This is a genomic window from Pseudomonas rhizoryzae, from assembly GCF_005250615.1.
Classification (GTDB): domain Bacteria; phylum Pseudomonadota; class Gammaproteobacteria; order Pseudomonadales; family Pseudomonadaceae; genus Chryseomonas; species Chryseomonas rhizoryzae.
Map to the genome: position 1 here is coordinate 48,263 of NZ_SULM01000003.1, position 21,775 is coordinate 70,037.

A 21,775-nucleotide genomic window follows, 5' to 3' on the forward strand; every position below is an offset into this window, starting at 1 on the left:
CTTGCGGATCGCCTCAATGCAGGCGCCGACGATTCATCAACTCGGCCATCTTCTTGGCGTCCGGTCGTTCCACCACACCGCGCTCGGTGACGATGGCGTCGATGAGATCGGCCGGGGTCACGTCGAATACTGGATTGAAGGCTTCTACCTCGGCGGCGAAACGCTTACCGCCAACCTCCAGCAATTCATGGCCGGCGCGCTCCTCGATGGGAATGTCATCGCCCGAGGCGAGATTCATGTCGATGGTGGAACTGGGCGCCACCACCATGAAACGCACGCCATGGTGCATGGCGATGACCGCCAGGTTGTAGGTGCCGATCTTGTTGGCGACGTCACCATTGGCGGTGATGCGATCAGCGCCGACGATCACCCAGGCGACGTTACGCGTCTTCATCAGGTGCGCCGCAGCCGCGTCGGCATTGAGGCTGACGGGGATGCCCTCCCCGGCCAGCTCCCAGGCGGTGAGGCGCGAACCCTGCAGCCAGGGACGCGTCTCGTCGGCATGCACGCACTCCACCAGGCCGTCCAGATGAGCGGCGCGCAGCACGCCAAGGGCGGTGCCGAAGCCACCGGTGGCCAGGGCGCCGGTGTTGCAATGGGTCAGGAAGGTCTGCTTGCTGGTGTCGTGCTTGCGGATCAGCTCGACGCCCAGTTGCGCCATGGTCAGATTGGCTTCGCGGTCGCTCAAATGGATGGCCACGGCTTCCGCCTCCAGCGCCGCCAGGGCGCCCTCGCCGGAGGCACGCGCCAATCGCTCCCGCATGCGGTTGAGGGCCCAGAACAGATTGACCGCGGTGGGGCGCGAAGCGGCCAGTAAGTCGAAATCGGCGCTCAGGGTCTCTTCCCAGTCTTCACCCGCCGCCGCGCGCTGCCGTGCGCCCAGCACCACGCCGTAGGCCGCGCTGATGCCGATGGCCGGGGCTCCGCGCACCAGCATGTCACGAATGGCCTGGGCCACCTCGGCGGCACTCTGACAGGCGACCCAGAGTTCGCGCAGCGGCAACAGGCGCTGGTCGAGCAGGTGCAGTGCACCGTCTCGCCAGTCGATCGCCTTGACCTTTTCCGCCGCCAGCAGACGCTCTCGCATGATTTCTCCTCGACCTGAATCCGTAGCCCGCCAGTATACCGGCATCGGCGCGCGGATTTAGCGGTAGCGCCGCAAGGACCGCTATACTGCCGGCTCGCCCCTTTCGGAACCGCCGCAGATGCCCACCCCCGCGCCCCTGGACCTCTTGTTGCTCCCCAGCTGGATCGTGCCGGTGGAGCCGGCCGGGGTGGTCCTGCGCGACTACGCCCTGGGCGTGCGCGACGGCTGCATCGCCCTGCTCGCCCCACGCGGCGACGCCTTGCGCCATCCGGCCAAGGAGACCCTGGAGCTGCCGGGCAAAGTCTTGATCCCGGGCCTGATCAACGCCCATGGCCACGCCGCCATGACGCTGTTTCGTGGCCTGGCGGACGACCTGCCGCTGCAGACCTGGCTGCAAGACCACATCTGGCCCGCCGAGGGTCGCTGGGTCGACGAGGACTTCGTCCGCGATGGCACCACTCTGGCCATCGCCGAGCAGATTCGCGGCGGCATCACCTGCTTCTCGGACATGTACTTCTATCCCCAGGTGGCCTGCGAGGCGATCCATCGCACCGGCGTGCGCGCCCAGGTCTGCCTGCCAATCCTCGACTTCCCGATCCCCGGCGCGCGCACCGCGGACGACATGATCCGCCGCGGCCTGGAGCTGTTCGACGACATGAAGCTGCACGAGCGCATCAGCGTGGCCTTCGGCCCCCATGCGCCCTACACCGTGGCCGACGCCAAGCTCGAAGAGATCCTGGTGCTCGCCGAACAATTGCAGGCGCCGATCCAGATGCACGTGCACGAGACCGCCTTCGAGGTCGAGCAGGCGCTGCAGCAGACCGGTGAGCGGCCCCTAACCCGCCTGCGTCGCCTAGGCCTGCTCGGCCCACGCTTCCAGGCGGTGCACATGACCCAGGTGGATGGCGAGGATCTGGAAAACCTGGTCGAGACCAACAGCCACGTCATCCACAGCCCGGAATCCAACCTCAAGCTGGCCAGCGGCTTCTGCCCGGTGGAGCGCCTCTGGCAGGCCGGCGTCAACGTCGCCATCGGCACCGACGGCGCCGCCAGCAACAACGACCTCGACCTGCTCGGCGAGACCCGCACCGCAGCGCTGTTGGCCAAGGCCGTCGCCGGCTCGGCCACCGCCCTCGACGCTCACCGCGCCCTACGCATGGCGACCCTCAACGGCGCTCGCGCCCTGGGCCTGGAGAAGTGCCTGGGTTCGCTGGAAGTGGGCAAGGCGGCCGACCTGACCGCCGTCGACCTCAGCGGCCTCGCCCAACAGCCGCTCTACGATCCCGTTTCGCAACTCATCTACGCCACCGGTCGGGATCGCGTCAGCGACGTCTGGGTCGGCGGCGTGCCGCTGCTGCGCCAGAGCGAACTCGTGCGCCTGGACGAGGCCGAACTCATAGCCAATGCGCAGCAGTGGGCCACCCGTATCCAGCAGGGCGCTTGACGCGTCCCGCTCCCCTTACCTCTGGAGAATTCCATGTCCAACGTCGATAACGCCGAGATCGCCAAGTTCGAGGCCCTGGCCTACCGCTGGTGGGACCGCGAGAGCGAATTCAAGCCGCTGCACGACATCAATCCGCTGCGCGTCAACTGGATCGACCAGCACGCGGGCCTCGCCGGCAAGAAGGTGCTGGACGTCGGTTGCGGCGGCGGCATCCTCAGCGAAGCCATGGCCCAACGTGGTGCCCAGGTGACCGGCATCGACATGGCCGAGGCACCGCTGGCGGTGGCCCGCCTGCACCAGCTGGAATCCGGCGTGCCGGTGGAATACATCCAGGAGACCACCGAGGACCATGCGCGCAAGCATGCCGGCACCTACGACGTGGTGACCTGCCTGGAGATGCTCGAACACGTGCCGGACCCCTCCTCGGTGATCAAGGCCTGCCACGACCTGGTCAAGCCGGGCGGCCAGGTGTTCTTCTCCACCATCAACCGCAATCCCAAGGCCTACCTGTTCGCCATCGTCGGCGCCGAGTACGTGCTGCGCCTCTTGCCGCGCGGTACCCACGACTTCCGCAAGTTCATCCGCCCTTCGGAACTGGGCGCCTGGGCGCGCGCGGCTGGCCTCAACGTGCGCGACATCATCGGCCTCACCTACAACCCGCTGACCAAGAGATACAAGCTGGAAGGCGACGTGACGGTGAACTACATGGTGCGCACCCAGCGCGAGGATTGATCCATGCGTCTGCAAGCGGTCCTCTTCGACATGGACGGCACCTTGCTGGACACGGCGCCGGACTTCATCGCCATCGTCCAGGCCATGCGCCAGGACCAGGGTCTCCCACCTGCCGATGAAGCCCGCCTGCGCGGGGTCATCTCCGGGGGTGCCAAGGCCATGATCCTGGCCGGCTTCGACGTCGACCCGCTCGGCCACGAGCTGGAGCCCCTGCGCCTGGAATTCCTCGAGCGCTACCAGGAGCATTGCGCGGTCCACACCCGGCTGTTCGACGGCATGGACGAGATCCTGCGCGATCTCGACGCCGCCCGGCTGCGCTGGGGCGTGGTGACCAACAAGCCAGTGCGCTTCGCCGAGCCGATCATGCAGCGCCTGGGCCTGGCCGAGCGCTCGGCCTGCCTGGTCTGCCCCGATCACGTCTCCCGCAGCAAGCCCGACCCGGAAATGGTGCTGCTGGCCTGTCGGCAACTAGGTGTCGATCCCCAGGTCGCCCTGTTCATCGGCGACGACCTGCGCGACATCGAATCCGGCCGCGCCGCCGGCAGCAAGACGGTGGCGGCGCGTTATGGCTACATCCACCCCGATGATCGCCCCGACCACTGGGGCGCCGACGCCATCATCGACCACCCGCTGGAATTGCGCGCCCTGCTCGACCGCGCACTGTGCGGCTGCTAGGAAATCCCATGTTCGATTACCAGGCCCCCGCCGAGCTGCTCAAAGACCGCGTCATCCTCGTCACCGGTGCCAACCGCGGCATCGGCGCCGCCCTGGCCAAGGGCTGCGCGGCTCTCGGTGCTCAGATGATTTTGCAAGGTCGCGATGCCGCGGCTCTTGACCAGGTACGCGCCGAGATTCAGGCCAGCGGCGGCCAGGCAGCCGAGCCTCTGGCCCTGAATCTGGAAAACGCTGACGAAGCCGCCTATGCCGCCGCCGCAGAACGCCTACAGCAGGAATTCGGCCGTCTCGATGGGCTGGTGCACAACGCCGGTCTGCTCGGACCACGGGTACTGCTGGAATGGACTCCGGCCGAGGCGCTGGCCCAGGTCATGCAGGTCAACGTGCTGGCCGGCTTCGCCTTGACCCAGGCGCTGCTGCCCCTGCTCAAGGCCTCGGGCGATGCCTCGGTGGTCTTCACCTCCAGCAGCGTCGGGCGCAAGGGTCGCGCCGGCTGGGGCGCCTATTCGGTATCCAAGTTCGCCACCGAAGGGCTGATGCAAGTCTGGGCCGAGGAACTGGCGGAGGCGGCCATCCGGGTCAACAGCGTCAACCCGGGCGGCACTCGCACCGCCATGCGCGCCGCGGCCTATCCCGAAGAAGACCCGGCACGGGTTCCCGTGCCGGAGGCCATCCTGCCGGTCTATCTCTACCTGCTCGGCCCCGAAAGCCGGGGCACCACGGGTCAGGCACTCAACGCCCAGTGATGCCCCGCCGCTAGACGCGGAAGCGGCGGACCAATTTGGTGAGTTCTTCACCCAGGTCGACCAATTCCCGACTGGCCGAAGCCGTCTTCGCCATGACTTGGCTGGTCTGATCGGCCCCGTCGCGGATGCGCGTCACATTGACCGCGACCTCCTCGGCCACCGCGCTCTGTTGCACGGCCGCCGCGGCGATCTGCTGGTTCTTTTGCTGGATGCTGGCGACCGCCGTGGCGATTTCGTCGAAGGCCAGGCGGGTATCCCCCGCGTTGGTCACGGTACCGGACAGCAACTGCTCACTCTGCTGCATCCGCCCGACCGCCTCACCACTGCCACGCTGGAGTACGGCGATGAGCTGCTCGATCTCGACGCTGGACTGCTGGGTACGACGCGCCAGGGCGCGGACCTCGTCCGCCACCACGGCAAAGCCGCGCCCCTGATCGCCCGCGCGAGCGGCCTCGATGGCGGCGTTGAGCGCCAGCAAGTTGGTCTGCTCGGCGACCGCCTTGATCACGTCGAGCACGGCGCTGATCGCCTGGCTATCGCGCGAGACCCCCTGCAAACTCTCCGCCGCGGCGCGTACGTCCAGGCCCAGGGTGTCGATCCCCGCCAGACTCCGGCCGATCACCGCCTGACCATCGCTCACCTGGCGCTCGGCCTGATCCACCGCTCCAGCAGCGGCCTCGGCGTCCTCGGCCACCCCATGGGCGGTCGCCGCCAATTCCGCCATGGCGGCGGCGACCTGGTCGGTTTCCTCTCGCTGACGCGCCACTCCTACCTGGGCTTCCCGTGCCTGCTCGGCCAAGGCCTCCGCGGCCTGGCCAAGACGACCGATACCACTCTGCAATTGCAGCACCATGCTGCGCAGCGCCGCCACCATACTGGCACTGGATCGCTGCAGCTGGCCGATCTCGTCGCCACGGTCCACCTTGAGTTCGACGTCCAGCTCGCCCTCGGCGATGCGTTCGGCGGCGGCGATCACCTTGCGCAGCGGGCGAACGATGGCCAGGGTAATGAACAGCGCAGCCAAAGCCCCGACGACCAAGGCGAGCAGTGCAATGCTGCCGATGGCGAAGATGCGCTTGGTGATCATCGCCTGCATTTCGGCTTCCTGCTGCCCATAGAGCGCATCGACCCGTTGCACGGCGGCTTCGGCGAGGGTCGTCATGCGCTTACCCGCGGCCTGTTGATTGGCCAGCGCAGCGGCGTAGTCACTCAGCCGTTTGGTGAACTCCTTGATATTGGTCGAAACGTCCTGGATGACGGACGCATAGGCTGGGTCGCTCAATTGCGGCTCCACCTTGGCCAGCAGCGCAAGGGCAGCGACGGCCGACGGCAGCGGCTGATTGTCCAGAGTGTTCTTGCTGGCGCGTGCCTGGACTTCGTCGAGACTCTTGAGCATCAGCCGATAGAGTTCACCCATCTGTTGGGACAGTGTCAGCAGTTCCGAGCCCTGCTTGCCACCCGACTCGCGTAGCGCATAGGCACCATCATCCAACAGGCCGGATTGTAGGATATCGAGGCTATTGGCAGCGCCTCCCACCAGGAAGGTCGCACCGTCCATGGCCAACTGCCGCGAGGTGTTGAGGCGCTCGTATTCGGTGAAGGCGGCGCCATAGGCCTTGATGGCCTCCATGGCGTCCTTGACCGCGGCGACGTTGGCGCTACCGAGTTGCTCGGTGAGCTGGTTCAGGCCCTCGAGCACCTTGGGCAGCGCCTGTCTTAGGTGCTCCGCCTGAGCGGCATCACCGGTGAGGCGGAATCCCTGTTCCAACGCACGGATCTGCATGACTTGCCGATTGACGGCAGCCACTTCCTTAAGCGAGCCGAAGCGATGCTCGACGTCCTTCAGCGCCAGTCCACCTTGGATGGCGACACCCAGGGTAAGCAATAGAACCAAACCAAAACCGACGGCCAATTTGGTCGCGGTCAGCCAATTAGCCAGGCGAAATTTCGCGATCCCGTTCATAAGGCCCTCAAAAGATCCGGTTCCGTGGAAAGCTGTCGTCCACGGAACCGGATTCTTAATGGTCTTATGACCGAAGTGCTATCACCCGTCGCAGACGGTTATATAGGGGTCGCTTTGGATGTCGGCGCAGGCAGGTTGACCTAGCGTCCGGCACGGGATTCACGGATATAGAAGCGCGCCTTCTCGGCGTTCTTCACGCAACCGCTGTAAGCCTCGACCTGCTGCTGCGTCTTGGCCGTCGAGAGCAGCGCCAGGGCCTTGGAATAACTCACGGTACCGGAAAAGCCCTCGGCCTTGGCGAGGTCCAGCTCCTGCCAGGCGGAACGGGTCTGGTCGGCGCAGTTGTCACGATTGACCACCTTACCCGAACAACCGGCGAGCACGACCAGGGCCAGCGTGACCGCTACGACGGGGACCAGTTTCGACTTCATCTTCTTCTCCTTATGACCGGCGAAAAGGCCGGATAACCGCAGCGTAGACCACCAGCTTGCGGAGCTGTTCAGCGAGGCTGGCGAAGATAATCGACGACGGCGGCCTGGTCGCCGCTGAAGATCACCCGCGCTGCCTTGCTCTCACGCTGATAGGCGTACATGGGGTCGTAGTACTCGGCGAGCAGACCTTCGATCCAGCCACGATGCGCCGCGACATCACCCGAGCGCTCCTGCTCCTGCAGGGCGGCATCGAGAACGGCCGACAGCCGCTGGAACCGCTCGCCACCGAGTCGCTTGGCGATGCCGGCGAGACTCTTGCGCAACTGCTCGGCGAACAGCGCGAAGCCCTGCTCCTGGCCATGGAGGGCGACGAATTCCGCCGCCAGGTCGATGACGTAGTCGCGCAGGATGCGCTCGATGCGGTTTTCCCGGCTGTCTTCCAGCCAGACCAGGGGGAACTGCTGCATGCCCTGGTGCAGCTCCAAGGGCAAGGAGCAGCGACCGACCAGCCGCGATTCGTCCTCCAGAACGAACTGCGCCTGCCCGGCGTGACGACGGCGCAGCAGATCGATGGCCAGGCGATTCTCGAAATCGATCTGCCCCGGTTGCGGCGTGGCGCGCTTGCCGAAGCTGGAGCCCCGGTGATTGGCATGGCCTTCGAGATCCACGGCGTTGTCGAGTTGCGCCACCACCTCGGTCTTGCCGGTACCGGTCATGCCGCCGACGATGACGAAGCGACACTCGGCGAGGGCCTGTTGCAGCGTCTCGATGAGAAAGGTCCGCATGGCCTTGTAGCCGCCCACTACGCGGGGATAGGCAACGCCCGCTTCGCTGCGTAGCCACTCCTGGCTGATCTGGGAGCGCAGACCGCCACGGAAGCAATAAAGATAGCCCTCCGGGTGCGCCTGGGCGAAATCGGCCCAGGCCTGGATCCGCTCGTGCTTGATGGTGCCCGATACCAGCTGATGGCCCAGTTGCACGGCGGCCTGCTGGCCCTGCTGCTTGTAGCGGGTGCCCACCCGCTGCCGCTCCAGATCGTTCATCAAGGGCAGGTTGGTCGCCTGGGGAAAGGCCCCCTTGGCGAACTCCACGGGCGCCCGGACATCGATCAGGGGAATATCGCTCAGGAACAGCGCCCGCAGGTCGCGGGCATCCTCACGCTGGGTCATCAGGCCACCTCGACCGCATGGGCGCGCCGCGCTACCAGTCGGCCAATGGCTTGCAGGGCCAGGCCCTGCTCCGCCGCCACCGCGAGGAACTCCGCCTCCCCTTCCGGCGCCACCGCAACGAGCAGACCGCCACTGGTCTGGGGATCGCACAGCAGTTGGCGACGCCGCTCGTCCAGCGCGGCGATGCGGTGGCCATAACTGTCGAAGTTGCGCTCCGTGCCACCCGGCACGCAGCCCTGCTCGAGGTAGAAATCCACCCCTTCGAGGGTGGGAATGGCGGCGAAGTCCAGTTCGGCGGTCAGACCACTGCCGTCGGCCATTTCCACCAGGTGCCCGAGCAGGCCGAAACCGGTGACGTCGGTCATCGCCGTGACCCCCGCCAGACGACCGAAACGACTGCCGGGGCGATTGAGCTGGCACATGGTGTCCCGCGCCAGGTGCTGGTCCTGCGGGCGCAGCAGCGCGCGCTTCTCGGCGGTGGTGAGGATGCCGATACCCAGGGGCTTGGTCAGATAGAGGCGGCTGCCGAGAGTCGCCGTGTCGTTGCGCTTGAGATGGCGCTTTTCCACGATGCCGGTCACCGCCAGACCGAAGATCGGCTCGGGGGCGTCGATGGAGTGCCCCCCGGCCAGGGGAATGCCGGCCTCGTCGCACACCCGCCGCCCGCCAGCGATGACCTCCCGGGCCACTTCGGGCGGCAGGACATTCACCGGCCAGCCAAGGATGGCGATGGCCAGCAGCGGATCGCCGCCCATGGCGTAGATGTCGCTGATGGCATTGGTGGCGGCGATCCGGCCGAAGTCGAACGGATCGTCGACGATGGGCATGAAGAAATCGGTGGTCGAAACCACCCCGCGCTCCTCGTCCAGGCCATAGACCGCCGCGTCGTCGCGCGAGGCGTTACCCACCCACAGCCGCGGATCCAGATGCTGGGCGCCACTCCCCGCCAGGATGGTCTCCAGGGTCTTGGGTGCGATCTTGCAACCACAACCGGCGCCGTGGCTGTATTGGGTGAGGCGAATGGGATTGGTCATCGAAACTCCGGATCAGCGGCGCCGCTCGTTCGACAGGCAGCGCGAGGGGCGCTAATAGTAGCAAAAGCCCGTTCCGGGGCGGTGATCGAGGCGCCTAACAGATCGTCAACCAAAGCAAAAGGGCCTATTTCTGGCGGTAATCCACAGTTGCTGTGGATAACCACGTGGAAAACCTTAAGCTGGCCGCGGACAAGCGAGCGGCAGTGCGGCAGTGGTCGAACTGGTGATTTTTTAGCCGGCCCGCCAAACTATTTTTTCTACGCCAAGGCTGGCATAAGACAGCGCCGTGCGTTATGGCCAAGGTGCGCTAGCATTGCTGGTTTCCCTGCCATTGCCGTGCTCATGTCTTCTCTCGCCACCACCCGTCTCACCGCTTTGCAACGCGGCTGGCTGCTCGCCAGCCTCATGCTCATCGCCCTCAACCTGCGCCCCGCGCTTTCCAGCCTGGCGCCACTACTGCGCCAGATCGAGAGCAGTACCGGCCTTTCCAGCAGCGCCATCGGCCTGCTGACCACCCTGCCGGTGCTCTGTCTGGGTCTCTTCGCCCCCCTGGCGCCGCGCCTGGCCCGCCGCTGGGGCAGCGAACGCACCCTCGGCGCCATCCTGGCCCTACTGGCGGTGGGTATAGTGCTGCGCAGCCTGTGGCCACCTTTGGGCCTGTTCCTCGGCAGCCTGATCGCCGGTGCCTGTATCGGCATCCTTGGCGTGCTGCTGCCAGCGCTGGTCAAGCGTGATTTTCCCGCCCAGGCCGGCCAGTTGATGGGGCTCTACACCATGATGCTGTGCATCGGCGCAGCCATAGCGGCCGGGGCGACCGCGCCGCTGGCCGCGGCCTTCGACGGCCACTGGCAACCCGCCCTCGCCGCCTGGGCAGGGGTTGCGCTGCTGGCCTTGCTGATCTGGCTGCCGCAACTGCGCCAGCCTCCAACCATGGCGCCGCCGCGAGGCGCGGGCGGTTCGCTGTGGCGCAACCGCCTGGCCTGGCAGATCACCCTCTACATGGGCTTGCAGTCGTCCCTGGCCTACATCGTGTTCGGCTGGCTGCCCACACTGCTGGTCGACCGTGGCCTGGGCGTCGTGGAGGCTGGTCTGATGCTGTCGGGGTCGGTGCTGACGCAGCTGATCAGCGCCCTGACCGCGCCCTGGCTGGCCACCCGTGGTCGCGATCAACGCCTGGCCATCGTCGTGGTGATGGCCGCCACCCTGGCCGGCCTGCTGGGCTGCCTGTATGCGCCCGTGGATAGCCTTTGGCTGTGGGCGGTGGTGTTGGGCCTGGGTCAGGGCGGCACCTTCAGCCTGGCCCTCGCCCTGCTTGTATTGCGTTCGCGCGATGCGGAGACCGCCGGACGCCTGTCGGGCATGGCCCAGGGCGCGGGCTACAGCCTGGCGTCGCTCGGGCCACTGCTGGTTGGCATCCTTCACGACGCCACCCACAGTTGGGCGCCCATGGGCGCGCTCTTCACCCTGATCGCCGTCCTGGCCACGCTGTTTGGCCTAGCCGCGGGGCGTACCCGCTACGTCAACGACGTCTAGTGTGGTGTTTCAGAAGTTCGCGCAAGAATTGGCGAGTGATTTTTGGGTATGGGCCAGGCGCCGCGACGAGTCATAGCAGGGCTATGGCGAGGAACGGCAACGCCGCCCAAGCCCAAAAAGCGCCGCCAAAATTGTGCAGTTAACTTCTGAAACACCACACTAGCGTCGATAGAGACCAGCCGCGCGATCACCATCGGTCTGCAATCGCGGCGCGCGAGTACCGGCCTCGAGTAAGGCGCTCTGCCAGGCTTCGGCCTGGGCGCCGCCCAGGGTCACGGCGACGTCGCGATTGAGCGCCAGGGCCGCCGCGAGAAGCTCGACCCAGGGTTGTTCCGGAGCCTCACCCAGGGCCGGCAGCAACAGTTGACCGTCACGCTGCAGCTCCTTGAGCAGGGTACCCGCCGTCGGTAACAGCTCCGGCAAGGGCTGCGCCGCCTGCAGGCGTTCGGCGTGCAGATAGCCGCGCCGATTGCCGCGCACTATGCCGTAGAGCATCAATACGGTTTGCGGTTCTTGTAATTGCAGCACGACCAGGCCCTGCTGGTCGTCGGGACCATAGAGCATGGCCTCGCCGAGAAGGTTGTTGGCGATGACGTTGCTGGCGCCGCAGTCGCGCCCTTCGCACCAATAGAGCAGGGTCGCGCCCCGTTGCTGCAGGCGCTGGCGTTCGCTGTCGAGGCGTGCGAGCGGTGGATGACCACTGGCCAGTTCGAAGGTCTGGGTCTGCAATTCGCCCTCGACCCGCAAGGACGCCTCCAAGCGCAACCGGCCACCGATGCGATTGACCGGTCCCAGCGGATAGAGTCGCTCGACCGTCGCGGGTCCCGTCTCGCGAACGAGTTGCGCATGGTCCAGGGGGGCGATTTCCGCCAGCACCGCCCCTTGCGCCCAACCAGCGGACAGCAGCAGACCGATCAGCAGGAAGCGGCGAGTGGATACAGCGCGAGGAAGGAGCGGACGGCTAGGCATGCCGCATTATTCGTTGCGTCCGACCTCGGCGGCAAAGAAGGCATTGAAACAATCTGCGACGGCCTGGGCGCCCTGGGCGTCATCCAGATGCAGATGATGCCCGCCCGGCAGCTCATGGAGGGTGAAGCACGGCTGCTCCCGGGCCAGCGCCATGGCCTCTGGATGCGGCGCCAGCAATCCGTCGGCGGCAATCACCAACGCGGTAGGACAGCTTACGGCGCGCACGCAGGCCTGCGCCTGCTGCGGGGTGAATCTCATACGACTGGGCAGCCGCAGACGGGGATCGGAGCGCCAGGTGTAGCCGCCAGGCACGGCCATGAGGCCACGCTCGGCCAGGAGTTCGGCCGCTTCCCGGCTCACCGTCAGGGCGCCTTTCAAGCGCGCCGCCACGGCGTCTTCGACACTGGCATAGACGGGCTTGCGCCGGTTGGGCAGCTCCAGTTCAGCGAGCAGTGCCTTGCCCAGTTTCTCGGGCACCTCGTCCGCGGGCGTGGTGTAGGGCAGCAAGCCGTCGATCAGGGCCAGACGCTCGATCCGCTCCGGCAAGGCCGCGGCGGCGATGACACCGACGATGGCACCCATGGAGTGTCCGAGCAGCCCGAAACGCGTCCAACCCAGTTGCTCGGCGGCGGCCAGCACGTCCAGCACATAATCCTGGATCGCATAGCCACCGCCAGCCGGCCGATGCGCCGACAGCCCATGGCCGGGCAGATCCAGGGCGACGATGCGCAGTCCGGTCAGCCGCGGCGCGAGCTGGGCGAAGGTCATGGCGTTGTCCAGCCAGCCGTGCAGTGCCAGCACCGGATAGCCGTCCTCGGGGCCAGACACCCGCGCGCTCAGCTCCACATGGGGCAGCTCCAGCCGCAACTCCTGAACGTGCGCCGTCATGCTCAAGAGGCGTCTCGCTGCAGGGGAACCACGGCGACGGTCAGCCGCGACACACAGGTCAGCCGCCCTTCGTCGTCGCTCAAGCGGATGTCCCAGACGTGACTGCTGCGTCCCAGATGCAGCGGCCGGGCGACCGCCGTCACCCGCCCGGAACGCACGCCGCGCAGGTGGTTGGCATTGATTTCCTGGCCCACGCAGTAGTAACGCGCTCTATCCACGCACAGCATGCTGGCGACCGAACCCACCGTCTCGGCCAGGGCCACCGAGGCGCCGCCGTGCAGCAGGCCCATCGGTTGATGGGTACGGCGATCCACCACCATGCTGGCGGTGAGGCTGTCGTCGTCCCAGGCTTCGATACGCATGTCCAGGTGCTGGCCAAGGGTATCGTCGAGCAGGCCGGTCAGGGCCGCGGGATCGGGAGGGGTCTGCCAGATGCTCATGTCGCTTCCTTAGAAGAGGCGTCAGGCGTCGAAACGACTGACCAGATCGAAACCACCCGCCAATGGCAGCGGTGCTTCCAGACATAGTAGGCAAGCGGTACCCATGGGCACCGGCGCCTGACGATGGCCATGCAGTAGCCAGCCGGCCAAGTCGCCGACGAAGGGATTGTGGGTCACCAGCAGCAACCGCTCCACCCCCTGCCGCTCCAGCTCCGCCAAGGCCCGCTCGGGTTCACCGTCGGGCGTCGCCCAGGCGGCGGTATGCAGCTCGCCGGCCCAGGCCAGGTGCTGCTGCACCAGGGCGGCGGTCTGGCGCGCTCGCACATAGGGACTGGCCAGGATGAGTTGCAGGTCAGCGTCCTGCAACTGCGCAGCGCTGCGCAAGACGGCGGCGCGACCGGCCACGGTCAGCTCACGCAACTCGTCGCTGGGCGCCCGCGCCTCGGCTTCGCCGTGTCGTAGCAGCCAGAGCTTCATGGCGCGGTGGCGGAGCGGCCCTCGGCCGGCCAGTCGGCGAAGGGCCAGGGTTTCGCCTCACTGGCAAAGGTGCCGAAACGCACGATCTGCGCCAGGTAAGTCGCCAGCGCCGCGCCGAAATCGGTCAGGCCAGGGTTGGCTTCACCCTTGACCAAGCGTACGACCAGTTGCAGCAGCACCACCACCGCCAGCACGTATTGCGCGCCCAGCCAGACGAACAGGAACAGCAGCATCCAGATCAGGCGCAGGCCAAGCAGCTCGCGGGAATGCGTGGGTTCGGACATGAGAATTCCTCTTTTTGGACAGTGTAGCGGCTCAGATAAAGGTGGCGTCCGCGACATCGACATCGGTCTTGGGCTCTCCGCCCATCAGGGCCTCGATCACCTGGCCCAGGCTACGACCCTGGAACAGGATCGCATGGAGGCCATTGACCAGTGGCATGTAGACGCCCAGCTCATCCGCCTTTTCCTTGAGCACCTTGAGGGTATTGACGCCCTCGGCGGTCTCGCCGATCTGCGCCACCGCCTCTTCCAGGCTAAGGCCCCGGCCGAGCGCATGGCCTACCCGGTAGTTACGGCTCTTTTCCGACGAGCAGGTGACGATCAGGTCCCCTACCCCGGCCAGGCCCAGGTAGGTGATGGGATTGGCACCACGCTGCACGGCGAAGCGGGTCATCTCCGCCAGGGCGCGGGTGATCAGCATGCTGCGGGTGTTCTCGCCCATTTCCAGCGCCGCGGCCATGCCGGCGATGATGGCGTAGACGTTCTTCAGCGCCCCGGCCAGCTCCACGCCGAGGCGGTCGGCGCTGGCGTAGACGCGGAAGGTCCGGCCATGCAGCGCGGCCTGGACCTGGCGGCAGACGGCTTCGTCCTCGCTGGCCACCACGGTGGCGGTGAGTTGATGCTCGGCGATCTCGCGAGCGAGATTGGGCCCGGAAATGATGCCGATGCGCGCCCGCGGCACGATCTCCGCGAGGATCTCGCTCATCAGCATGAAGGAGTGCGCTTCGATACCCTTGGTGGTGCTGACCAGGAAGCGCCCTTCCAGTTGGCTGGCGATGGGCGCCAGGGCCTGGCGCAAGGCACTCGACGGCAGGGCTACCAGTACCAGTTCGCAGCCGGCGATGGCGGCCGGCAGATCACTGGTCGCCTCGACCGCGGCGTGTACCTTGATGCCTTTCAGATAGCGCGGATTCTCGCGCTCGCGGCGGATGGTCTCGGCCTGTTGCGGATCGCGCATCCACAGGCGTACCGGCAGCCCGTTCTCGGCGACCAGATTGGCCAGGGCGGTACCGAAACTGCCGCCACCCAGCACGGCGATAGGGGATTGGACTGTCATCGAAACTCTCGTCTTCACCGCGGTCGCGCGGCCTTGTCACCATTATACGGTAGCCGCTCGCACGTCTCAGAGCCCGTTCTCGATCGGCCGAACGGCGTTGAAAACGCCTGCGGAAGGCTCATGTACCCAGCGTAAACTCGGCGTCCTCAGGCCTGCCAGCCTCGTTTGGCACTAGCCTGCGCGATCATGAACAGGCGCTCAGGATGGAGAATTGACTGCGGAAAGTGCACAATGGTCCGTTAACGAGCGGGGCGCTGGCCTGTGACTTTCCCGATGCCCCGGCAGTCTACTGCTACACGAAGCCATACCCAGAGCGACCTTTGGAGTCGCCAGAGCCTGGATCTAGGCCAGCTACAGGAGCTTGCATGACCAAACAACACGCCTTTACCTACGAAGACTTGCTGCGCTGCAGCCGTGGCGAGCTCTTCGGGCCGGGCAACGCCCAACTGCCCGCGCCGAACATGCTGATGATCGATCGGATCGTGCATATCAGCGAGGTAGGCGGGAAATACGGCAAGGGCGAACTGGTGGCGGAACTCGACATCCGTCCCGACCTCTGGTTCTTCGGTTGCCACTTCGAAGGCGATCCGGTGATGCCGGGCTGCCTGGGCCTGGACGCCATGTGGCAGCTGGTCGGTTTCTACCTTGGCTGGCAGGGCAATCCGGGTCGCGGTCGCGCCCTGGGCTCCGGCGAAGTCAAGTTCTTCGGCCAGGTACTGCCGACCGCCAAGAAGGTCACCTACAATATCCATATCAAGCGCACCATCAACAGGTCGCTCATTCTGGCCATCGCCGATGGCACCGTTAGCGTGGACGGCCGCGAGATCTATTCCGCCGAAGGTCTGCGCGTCGGCCTGTTCACTTCCACCGACAGCTTCTAAGGGCTTTTCGCATGCGTCGCGTCGTCATTACCGGTCTGGGTATCGTTTCGTGCCTGGGCAATGATAAAGACACCGTTTCCGCCAACCTGCGCGCGGGCCGCGCCGGCATCCGTCACAACCCGGAATATGCCGAAATGGGTCTGCGTAGCCAGGTGTCCGGCTCCATCGACCTGAACCTCGAAGAATTGATCGACCGCAAGGTCAAGCGTTTCGTCGGCGATGCCGCCGCCTACGCCTATCTGGCCATGGAGCAGGCCATCAAGGATTCCGGTCTGTCCGAAGAGCAGGTCTCCAACCCCCGCACCGGCCTGATCGCCGGTTCCGGTGGCGCTTCCACCTTCAACCAGATGGAAGCCCTGGACATCCTGCGCGAGAAGGGCGTCAAGCGCGTCGGCCCCTACCGCGTGACCCGGACCATGAGCAGCACGGTATCCGCCTGCCTGGCCACCCCCTTCAAGATCAAGGGCCTGAACTACTCCGTGGCCTCGGCCTGCGCCACCAGCGCCCACTGCATTGGCCTGGCCATGGAGCAGATCCAGCTCGGCAAGCAGGACGTGGTCTTCGCCGGCGGCGGCGAGGAAGAGCACTGGACCCAGAGCATGCTGTTCGATGCCATGGGCGCGCTCTCCAGCGACTACAACGAGACCCCGGAAAAGGCCTCCCGTGCCTACGACAGCAAGCGTGACGGCTTCGTCATCGCTGGCGGTGGCGGCATGGTGGTGGTCGAGGAACTCGAACACGCCCTGGCCCGTGGCGCCAAGATCTATGCCGAGATCGTCGGCTACGGCGCGACCTCCGATGGCTACGACATGGTCGCTCCGAGCGGCGAAGGCGCCATCCGCTGCATGCAGCAGGCGCTGTCCACCGTCGACGGCGAGATCGACTACCTGAACACCCACGGCACCTCCACCCCGGTGGGCGACGTGGCCGAGATCAAGGGCGTACGCGCCGTGTTCGGCGACAAGGCCCCGACCATCAGCTCCACCAAGAGCCTGTCCGGTCACTCCCTGGGCGCTGCCGGCGTGCATGAAGCCATCTACTGCATGCTGATGATGGAAGGCAACTTCATCGCCGCCTCGGCCAACATCGACGAATTGGATCCGGAAGTCGCCGACATGCCGATCCTGCGCGAGACCAAGGAAGGCGCCAAGCTGGACCTCGTCATGAGCAACAGCTTCGGCTTCGGCGGCACCAACGCCACCCTGGTACTCAAGCGCTGGCAGGGCTGATAGCCCCCACCTCGCTCGATGAAAACGGCGCCTCTGGCGCCGTTTTTCATTTCCGCTTCCCTGCCCGGCTGAACCGGCCATGCCCTTGGCGGTCGAAGGCGCCAGCACTTCGCCTGCGAACCTCTCGGAAGAATGGATTCAGCAGCGCGAATAGCTTAATCTCGCGCCGCCTCGCTGTGCCTGCGCATCTGCCATAGACAGCGCTGTCCAGAAACCTGGGCAGAGACAAGAAATCGTTTTCCCCTGGAGCCCCAATGCACAATCAAAACCAGAGCTACCGCGGACCCTTGATCGTCCTCACCATGCTGTTCTTCATGTGGGGTCTGATCACCTCGCTGAACGACATCCTGATTCCCCACCTCAAGGCGGTCTTCACTCTCAGCTATCTGCAGGCCTCGCTGATCCAGTTCTGCTTCTTCACCGCCTACTTCATCGTCTCCTTCCCGGCCGGTCGCCTGGTGGAAAGCCTGGGCTACAAGAAGGGCATCATCGTCGGCCTGCTCACCGCCGGCGTCGGTTGCGTGCTCTTCTACCCGGCAGCCGGCGCTCACTCCTACGGCTTCTTCCTGACCGCCCTGTTCGTGCTGGCGGCCGGTATCACCGTGCTGCAGGTGGCGGCGAATCCCTACGTCACCATCCTCGGCAAGCCGGAAACCGCCGCCTCGCGCCTCAACCTGACCCAGGCCTTCAACTCCCTGGGTACCACCGTCGGCCCGCTGGTGGGCGCCGTGACCATCCTGGCGCTGGTCGGTGAAGATTCCGCCGCCCATTCGGTGCAGCTGCCCTACCTGATCCTGGCCGGCATGCTGGTCGCCCTGGCGGTGATCATCGGCCTGTTCCGCCTGCCGCAGATCAAGGACACCGAACAGGACAACGCCACCGACGAGAACGCCCTGACCGCCAACAGCGTCTGGGCCTATCGCCACCTGCTGCTCGGCGTGGTCGGCATCTTCATGTACGTGGGTGCCGAAGTCTCCATCGGCAGCTACCTGGTGAGCCTGATGGAAAGCCCGGACGTGGCCGGTCTGGACGCCGCCACCGCCGCCAAGTACCTGTCCCTGTACTGGGGTGGCGCCATGGTCGGTCGCTTCATCGGCGGCGTGATCATGACCAAGGTGCGCCCGAACCTGGTGCTGACCTTCAACGCCATCGCCATTGGTGTGCTGCTGGCCGTGGCCGTGCTGCAGGGCGGCAAGATCGCCATGTGGGCCCTGCTGGCCATCGGCTTCTTCAACTCCATCATGTTCCCGACCATCTTCTCCCTGGCGCTCAAGGGCCTGGGCAAGTTCACCTCCAAGGGTTCGGGCCTGCTGTGCATGGGTATCGTCGGTGGCGCGCTGGTGCCGGCCATCCAGGGCTACTTCGCCGACACCATCGGCCTGCTGCCCTCCTTCGTGATCCCGCTGATCTGCTACGTCTACATCCTGTTCTACGGCGTGATGGGCTATCGCCCCAGCCTGCGTCGCTGATCCACCCTCCGAAGCGCTGGCGGCCTGCCAGCGCTTCGTCCCCTCTGCTACCCCTCCGCTCCTCCCCCCCTCCTTCTCTCGCGCCTGACCGACCCGCGCCCCTGCCAGCTAGCGGGCTGTGCGACCCTACGCGAGCCATCCGGTCCACCCTGCGCCATCCCTGCTCCTCCCGCTATGCAGCATCGACAGAGGCCGCCCGGAGCGCCCTGCCTTGCCCTTTAGCTCTCGGCGTAGGCAAGACGGCTCGGCGGGCTCCCCTACCTGCCAATCGAAGGACTCGACATCACTGCCTGACGCGGCGCGACCACCCTGCCCTGGCCAGATCCTGGGCAAAAGAAAACGCCCGCATCTTTCGATACGGGCGTTCGTCGTTACCGCAGGGACCGCTCCAGGAGCGGCCCTTTTGCTAGGCTCAGGCAGTCTGACGCGCTTCCTCGATCTCGACGGCGTTCGGGCCGCGGGCGAGTTCGGTCTTCAGGGTCTGCTCGTCCAGCTGGCCGCACCACTTGGCGACCACGATGGAGGCCACGCCGTTACCGACCAGGTTGGTCAGGGCGCGGGCTTCGGACATGAAGCGGTCGATACCCAGGATCAGTGCCAGGCCGGCGACCGGTACGTGACCGACGGCGGACAGGGTGGCGGCCAGCACGATGAAGCCGCTACCGGTGACGCCCGCAGCACCCTTGGAGGAGATCAGCAGCACCAGCAGCAGGGTGATCTGGTGGGTGATGTCCATCTGGGTGTTGGTGGCCTGGGCGATGAACACGGCGGCCATGGTCAGGTAGATGGAGGTGCCGTCGAGGTTGAAGGAGTAGCCGGTGGGGATCACCAGACCAACCACCGACTTCTCGGCGCCCAGCTTCTGCATCTTGGTCAGCATGCGCGGCAGGGCGGACTCGGAAGACGAGGTGCCCAGCACGATCAGCAGTTCTTCACGGATGTACTTGATGAACTTGAGGATGCTGAAGCCGTGCATACGGCACACCGCGCCCAGCACCACCAGTACGAACAGCAAGCAGGTGATGTAGAAGCACGCCATCAGGTAGCCCAGCTGCACCAGGGTGCCGACGCCGTATTTGCCGATGGTGAACGCCATGGCACCGAAGGCGCCGATGGGGGCGAGCTTCATGATGACGTTGATGATGTTGAAGAAGACGTGGGAGATACGGTCGATGAAGTTGAACACCAGTTGACCGGTCTCGCCCAGACGGTGCAGGGCATAGCCGAACAGCACGGCGAAGAACAGCACCTGGAGGATCTCACCGGTGGCGAAGGCGTTGACCACCGTCGACGGGATGATGTTGAGCAGGAAGTCGATGGTGCTCTGCTTCTCGCCAGCCGCGGCGTAGGCAGCGATGCCCTTGGTGTCCAGGGTGCTGACGTCGACGTTCATGCCAGCGCCGGGCTGGACGATGTTGACCACGACCAGGCCGATCAGCAGCGCGATGGTGGAGAAGATCTCGAAGTACAGCAGCGCCATGCCGCCGGTCTTGCCCACGGCCTTCATGTTCTGCATACCGGCGATACCGGTGACCACGGTGCAGAAGATGATGGGCGCGATGACCATCTTGATCAGCTTGATGAAACCGTCGCCCAGCGGCTTCATGGCAGCGCCGGTCTGGGGATAGAAGTGGCCGAGCAGAACACCCAGCACGATCGCCACGATCACCTGGAAGTACAGGCTCTTGTAGAGGGGTTGCTTGACGTTTCGCTTGGGCGCGGGAGCAGTAGTAGTTGTTGTGTCGACGGTTGCTGTCATGGCTCGTTCCCTTGTGGCCACTGGCTGACGTCCTGTCTGAGTGGGCACCTGACTGAAAGTGGCTCTCTCATCCTGAGAGCTTTTTGTTGTGGATCCGATGGCCGCGCTGACGGCAGCACCAGTATCTGGCTGGAATATAAGCAAGCGTCGTTCCACTTTTATTACGCAAGCAAAAGGCCAGCTTTCATGCACCTTTCAGCCAAGAGTCTGGTGAGTGGATGATGGCGGAACCTCGCCATCCGACCGAAATGGGCGGAAATCCCCCACCGCCCTAGGCGGTTTTCCGCCAGCATGAGCCGGTAGTCGGCTATCCTTTAGCGCCTTGTTGATGGAGTCCGTCGTGGTTGTTGGTAACCGCTCTTGCCTGCTCGGGATCGCCTGGTCGTCATGCCTCGCCCGTCACTGAATGACCTGCCGGGCTGCTGCAGCGCTCCCAGCGAATTGCCGCCCCTGAACCCGGAGCTGGCGACGCTGGAAATCCTCTGCTGCCGGTTCGACCCCACCCAGGTGAACCTTGAGCGTGATGCCCTGCGCCTGGGCATAGAGCCTCCAGACACCATCCGCCGCGCCGTGGCCAAGCGCCAGGCCGAATACCTCGCCGGCCGCCTGTGCGCCCGGGAAGCCCTGCGCCGCTTGAGCGGCATCGACGCCGTGCCAGGTCATACCAGCGAGCACCGGGGCCCGGTCTGGCCGAGCGACCATGTCGGCGCCATCACCCACAGCCACGGTTGGGCCGCCGCGGTGGCCGGCCGTCAGCAGGACTATCTGGGGCTCGGCTTGGATGTGGAATCCCTGCTCGAGCCCACCAAGGCCCTGCGCCTGGCCGAGCAGATCCTCACCCCGACCGAACTGGAGCGGCTCGATCCGCTGGACGAAACCGAACAGGCCTTTGCCATCACCCTGGCCTTCTCCGCCAAGGAGAGCCTGTTCAAGGCCTTGTATCCACAGGTGCGGCAGATGTTCTTCTTCCAGGATGCCGAGATCCTCAGCCATCGACCGACCGGCAGCTTCGGCATCCGCCTGCTGCTCGACCTCTCGCCGCGCTGGCAGGCCGGTACGCAGTTGGAGGGCTATTTTCGCCTGGACGAGGAAAACCGCCTGCTGACGCTACTGGCGCCCAAGGCCTGAGCACGGCGACTGCTGCCTTATTAAAGGAGAGCTTCTTACCTTCCGCGCTGGAAGATGGGCCGCGGAGATAGCCGATAGCCTGACCGGGGCAGAACGTCGCAGTCGCTATCTACCGTTTTCTTATGGTGAAGAAAATCCTCATAGCGAACCGGTATATCCCTTGACCCTTCCCAAGGCGACAACCGGGTGAGCTGTACGTTATTTGACCACCCCCCTCGGAGCCCAGCGCTCATGCGCAACGACTCGGCATCGCCCCCAGGATACCCCCCAGCTCCAAACAGCTTATCCACGTCTTATCCACAGACCGAAATGTGATAAACGCGACATCTAGTGGCCAATAGAGCCTCACACCACCATATATAGCAGTTCGTCGGTGAGGGCTG

General features: G+C 65.4%; 21 protein-coding genes and 1 pseudogene. 9 read left to right on the top strand and 13 right to left on the bottom strand.

Going from position 1 to position 21,775, the window contains the following annotated elements:
• Window positions 1–13: 13 nt before the first annotated feature.
• Window positions 14–1,087 (bottom strand): S-methyl-5-thioribose-1-phosphate isomerase, encoded by a 1,074-nt coding sequence (gene mtnA / locus FAZ11_RS04795; RefSeq protein WP_058772736.1) that lies wholly within the window; start codon window positions 1,085–1,087, stop codon window positions 14–16.
• A gap of 118 nt (window positions 1,088–1,205) precedes the next feature.
• Here mtnA and FAZ11_RS04800 point away from each other — a divergent pair, with 118 nt between their 5' ends.
• The 4 genes from FAZ11_RS04800 to FAZ11_RS04815 are packed head-to-tail and all read left to right on the top strand — an operon-like array spanning window position 1,206 to window position 4,684.
• Complete coding sequence (locus FAZ11_RS04800; RefSeq protein ID WP_058772737.1) at window positions 1,206–2,531, top strand: TRZ/ATZ family hydrolase; 1,326 nt, start codon at window positions 1,206–1,208, stop codon at window positions 2,529–2,531.
• A gap of 33 nt (window positions 2,532–2,564) precedes the next feature.
• On the top strand, window positions 2,565–3,263 hold the full coding sequence (ubiG, locus tag FAZ11_RS04805; protein ID WP_058772738.1) for a bifunctional 2-polyprenyl-6-hydroxyphenol methylase/3-demethylubiquinol 3-O-methyltransferase UbiG: 699 nt from the start codon (window positions 2,565–2,567) through the stop codon (window positions 3,261–3,263).
• Window positions 3,264–3,266: 3 nt separating this feature from the next.
• Window positions 3,267–3,938 carry an N-acetylmuramic acid 6-phosphate phosphatase MupP gene (gene mupP / locus FAZ11_RS04810; RefSeq protein WP_058772739.1) on the top strand — a complete coding sequence of 224 codons (672 nt, stop codon included), beginning with the start codon at window positions 3,267–3,269 and terminating at the stop codon, window positions 3,936–3,938.
• An 8-nt stretch (window positions 3,939–3,946) separates the two neighbouring features.
• Window positions 3,947–4,684 carry a YciK family oxidoreductase gene (locus FAZ11_RS04815; protein ID WP_058772740.1) on the top strand — a complete coding sequence of 246 codons (738 nt, stop codon included), beginning with the start codon at window positions 3,947–3,949 and terminating at the stop codon, window positions 4,682–4,684.
• 10 nt (window positions 4,685–4,694) lie between these two features.
• On the opposite strand, the gene FAZ11_RS25325 is transcribed toward FAZ11_RS04815, so the two are convergent.
• From FAZ11_RS25325 to selD, 5 genes and pseudogenes are all read right to left on the bottom strand, one after another.
• Window positions 4,695–5,558 carry a methyl-accepting chemotaxis protein gene (locus tag FAZ11_RS25325; protein WP_421958167.1) on the bottom strand — a complete coding sequence of 288 codons (864 nt, stop codon included), beginning with the start codon at window positions 5,556–5,558 and terminating at the stop codon, window positions 4,695–4,697.
• Between the two features lie 21 nt (window positions 5,559–5,579).
• Window positions 5,580–6,647 (bottom strand): annotated as a pseudogene (locus FAZ11_RS25330) (HAMP domain-containing protein); the annotation flags it as partial.
• A 140-nt stretch (window positions 6,648–6,787) separates the two neighbouring features.
• Entirely contained in the window at window positions 6,788–7,078 is a 291-nt protein-coding gene (locus FAZ11_RS04825; RefSeq protein ID WP_058761557.1) for a hypothetical protein, read from the bottom strand.
• A 68-nt stretch (window positions 7,079–7,146) separates the two neighbouring features.
• Window positions 7,147–8,247 carry a tRNA 2-selenouridine(34) synthase MnmH gene (gene mnmH / locus FAZ11_RS04830; RefSeq protein ID WP_058772742.1) on the bottom strand — a complete coding sequence of 367 codons (1,101 nt, stop codon included), beginning with the start codon at window positions 8,245–8,247 and terminating at the stop codon, window positions 7,147–7,149.
• Window positions 8,247–9,281: a selenide, water dikinase SelD gene (gene selD, locus FAZ11_RS04835; protein WP_058761555.1), complete on the bottom strand. Its 1,035-nt coding sequence runs from the start codon at window positions 9,279–9,281 to the stop codon at window positions 8,247–8,249. Before selD ends, mnmH begins: the two co-directional genes overlap by 1 nt.
• Window positions 9,282–9,623: 342 nt before the next feature.
• Between selD and FAZ11_RS04840 the strand changes: the two genes are divergently transcribed.
• Window positions 9,624–10,814, top strand: a complete 1,191-nt coding sequence (locus FAZ11_RS04840) for a CynX/NimT family MFS transporter (protein WP_240043561.1) — start codon at window positions 9,624–9,626, stop codon at window positions 10,812–10,814.
• Window positions 10,815–10,973: 159 nt separating this feature from the next.
• Here the strand turns inward: FAZ11_RS04840 and FAZ11_RS04845 are convergent, their stop codons facing one another.
• Genes FAZ11_RS04845 through FAZ11_RS04870 form a run of 6 tightly spaced genes read right to left on the bottom strand, consistent with a single transcriptional unit; the run spans window position 10,974 to window position 14,926 of the window.
• Complete coding sequence (locus FAZ11_RS04845) at window positions 10,974–11,783, bottom strand: DUF4892 domain-containing protein (protein WP_058772743.1); 810 nt, start codon at window positions 11,781–11,783, stop codon at window positions 10,974–10,976.
• A 6-nt stretch (window positions 11,784–11,789) separates the two neighbouring features.
• Window positions 11,790–12,671, bottom strand: coding sequence for an alpha/beta fold hydrolase (locus FAZ11_RS04850; RefSeq protein ID WP_058772744.1), 882 nt, complete (start codon window positions 12,669–12,671; stop codon window positions 11,790–11,792).
• Between the two features lie 2 nt (window positions 12,672–12,673).
• Window positions 12,674–13,111, bottom strand: coding sequence for a hotdog fold thioesterase (locus tag FAZ11_RS04855; RefSeq protein WP_058761552.1), 438 nt, complete (start codon window positions 13,109–13,111; stop codon window positions 12,674–12,676).
• A gap of 21 nt (window positions 13,112–13,132) precedes the next feature.
• Window positions 13,133–13,588, bottom strand: a complete 456-nt coding sequence (sixA, locus tag FAZ11_RS04860) for a phosphohistidine phosphatase SixA (RefSeq protein WP_137279170.1) — start codon at window positions 13,586–13,588, stop codon at window positions 13,133–13,135.
• Window positions 13,585–13,872 (bottom strand): DUF4389 domain-containing protein, encoded by a 288-nt coding sequence (locus FAZ11_RS04865; protein WP_058761550.1) that lies wholly within the window; start codon window positions 13,870–13,872, stop codon window positions 13,585–13,587. The genes sixA and FAZ11_RS04865 overlap by 4 nt, the downstream gene beginning before the upstream one ends.
• Window positions 13,873–13,903: 31 nt before the next feature.
• Complete coding sequence (locus FAZ11_RS04870; protein ID WP_058761549.1) at window positions 13,904–14,926, bottom strand: NAD(P)H-dependent glycerol-3-phosphate dehydrogenase; 1,023 nt, start codon at window positions 14,924–14,926, stop codon at window positions 13,904–13,906.
• Window positions 14,927–15,291: 365 nt separating this feature from the next.
• Here FAZ11_RS04870 and fabA point away from each other — a divergent pair, with 365 nt between their 5' ends.
• From fabA to FAZ11_RS04885, 3 genes are all read left to right on the top strand, one after another.
• A complete protein-coding gene (gene fabA, locus FAZ11_RS04875) occupies window positions 15,292–15,807 on the top strand; it encodes a 3-hydroxyacyl-[acyl-carrier-protein] dehydratase FabA (protein WP_058761548.1) in 516 nt (171 codons plus the stop codon).
• 11 nt (window positions 15,808–15,818) lie between these two features.
• On the top strand, window positions 15,819–17,036 hold the full coding sequence (gene fabB, locus FAZ11_RS04880) for a beta-ketoacyl-ACP synthase I (RefSeq protein WP_058761547.1): 1,218 nt from the start codon (window positions 15,819–15,821) through the stop codon (window positions 17,034–17,036).
• 254 nt (window positions 17,037–17,290) lie between these two features.
• Window positions 17,291–18,505: a sugar MFS transporter gene (locus tag FAZ11_RS04885; RefSeq protein ID WP_058772745.1), complete on the top strand. Its 1,215-nt coding sequence runs from the start codon at window positions 17,291–17,293 to the stop codon at window positions 18,503–18,505.
• A 412-nt stretch (window positions 18,506–18,917) separates the two neighbouring features.
• Here FAZ11_RS04885 and FAZ11_RS04890 read toward each other — a convergent pair whose 3' ends face one another.
• A complete protein-coding gene (locus FAZ11_RS04890) occupies window positions 18,918–20,264 on the bottom strand; it encodes a dicarboxylate/amino acid:cation symporter (RefSeq protein WP_058761545.1) in 1,347 nt (448 codons plus the stop codon).
• Window positions 20,265–20,651: 387 nt separating this feature from the next.
• On the opposite strand from FAZ11_RS04890, the gene FAZ11_RS04895 reads away from it, so the two are divergent.
• Window positions 20,652–21,392, top strand: coding sequence for a 4'-phosphopantetheinyl transferase family protein (locus tag FAZ11_RS04895; protein WP_058772746.1), 741 nt, complete (start codon window positions 20,652–20,654; stop codon window positions 21,390–21,392).
• The last annotated feature ends 383 nt before the right edge of the window (window positions 21,393–21,775 follow it).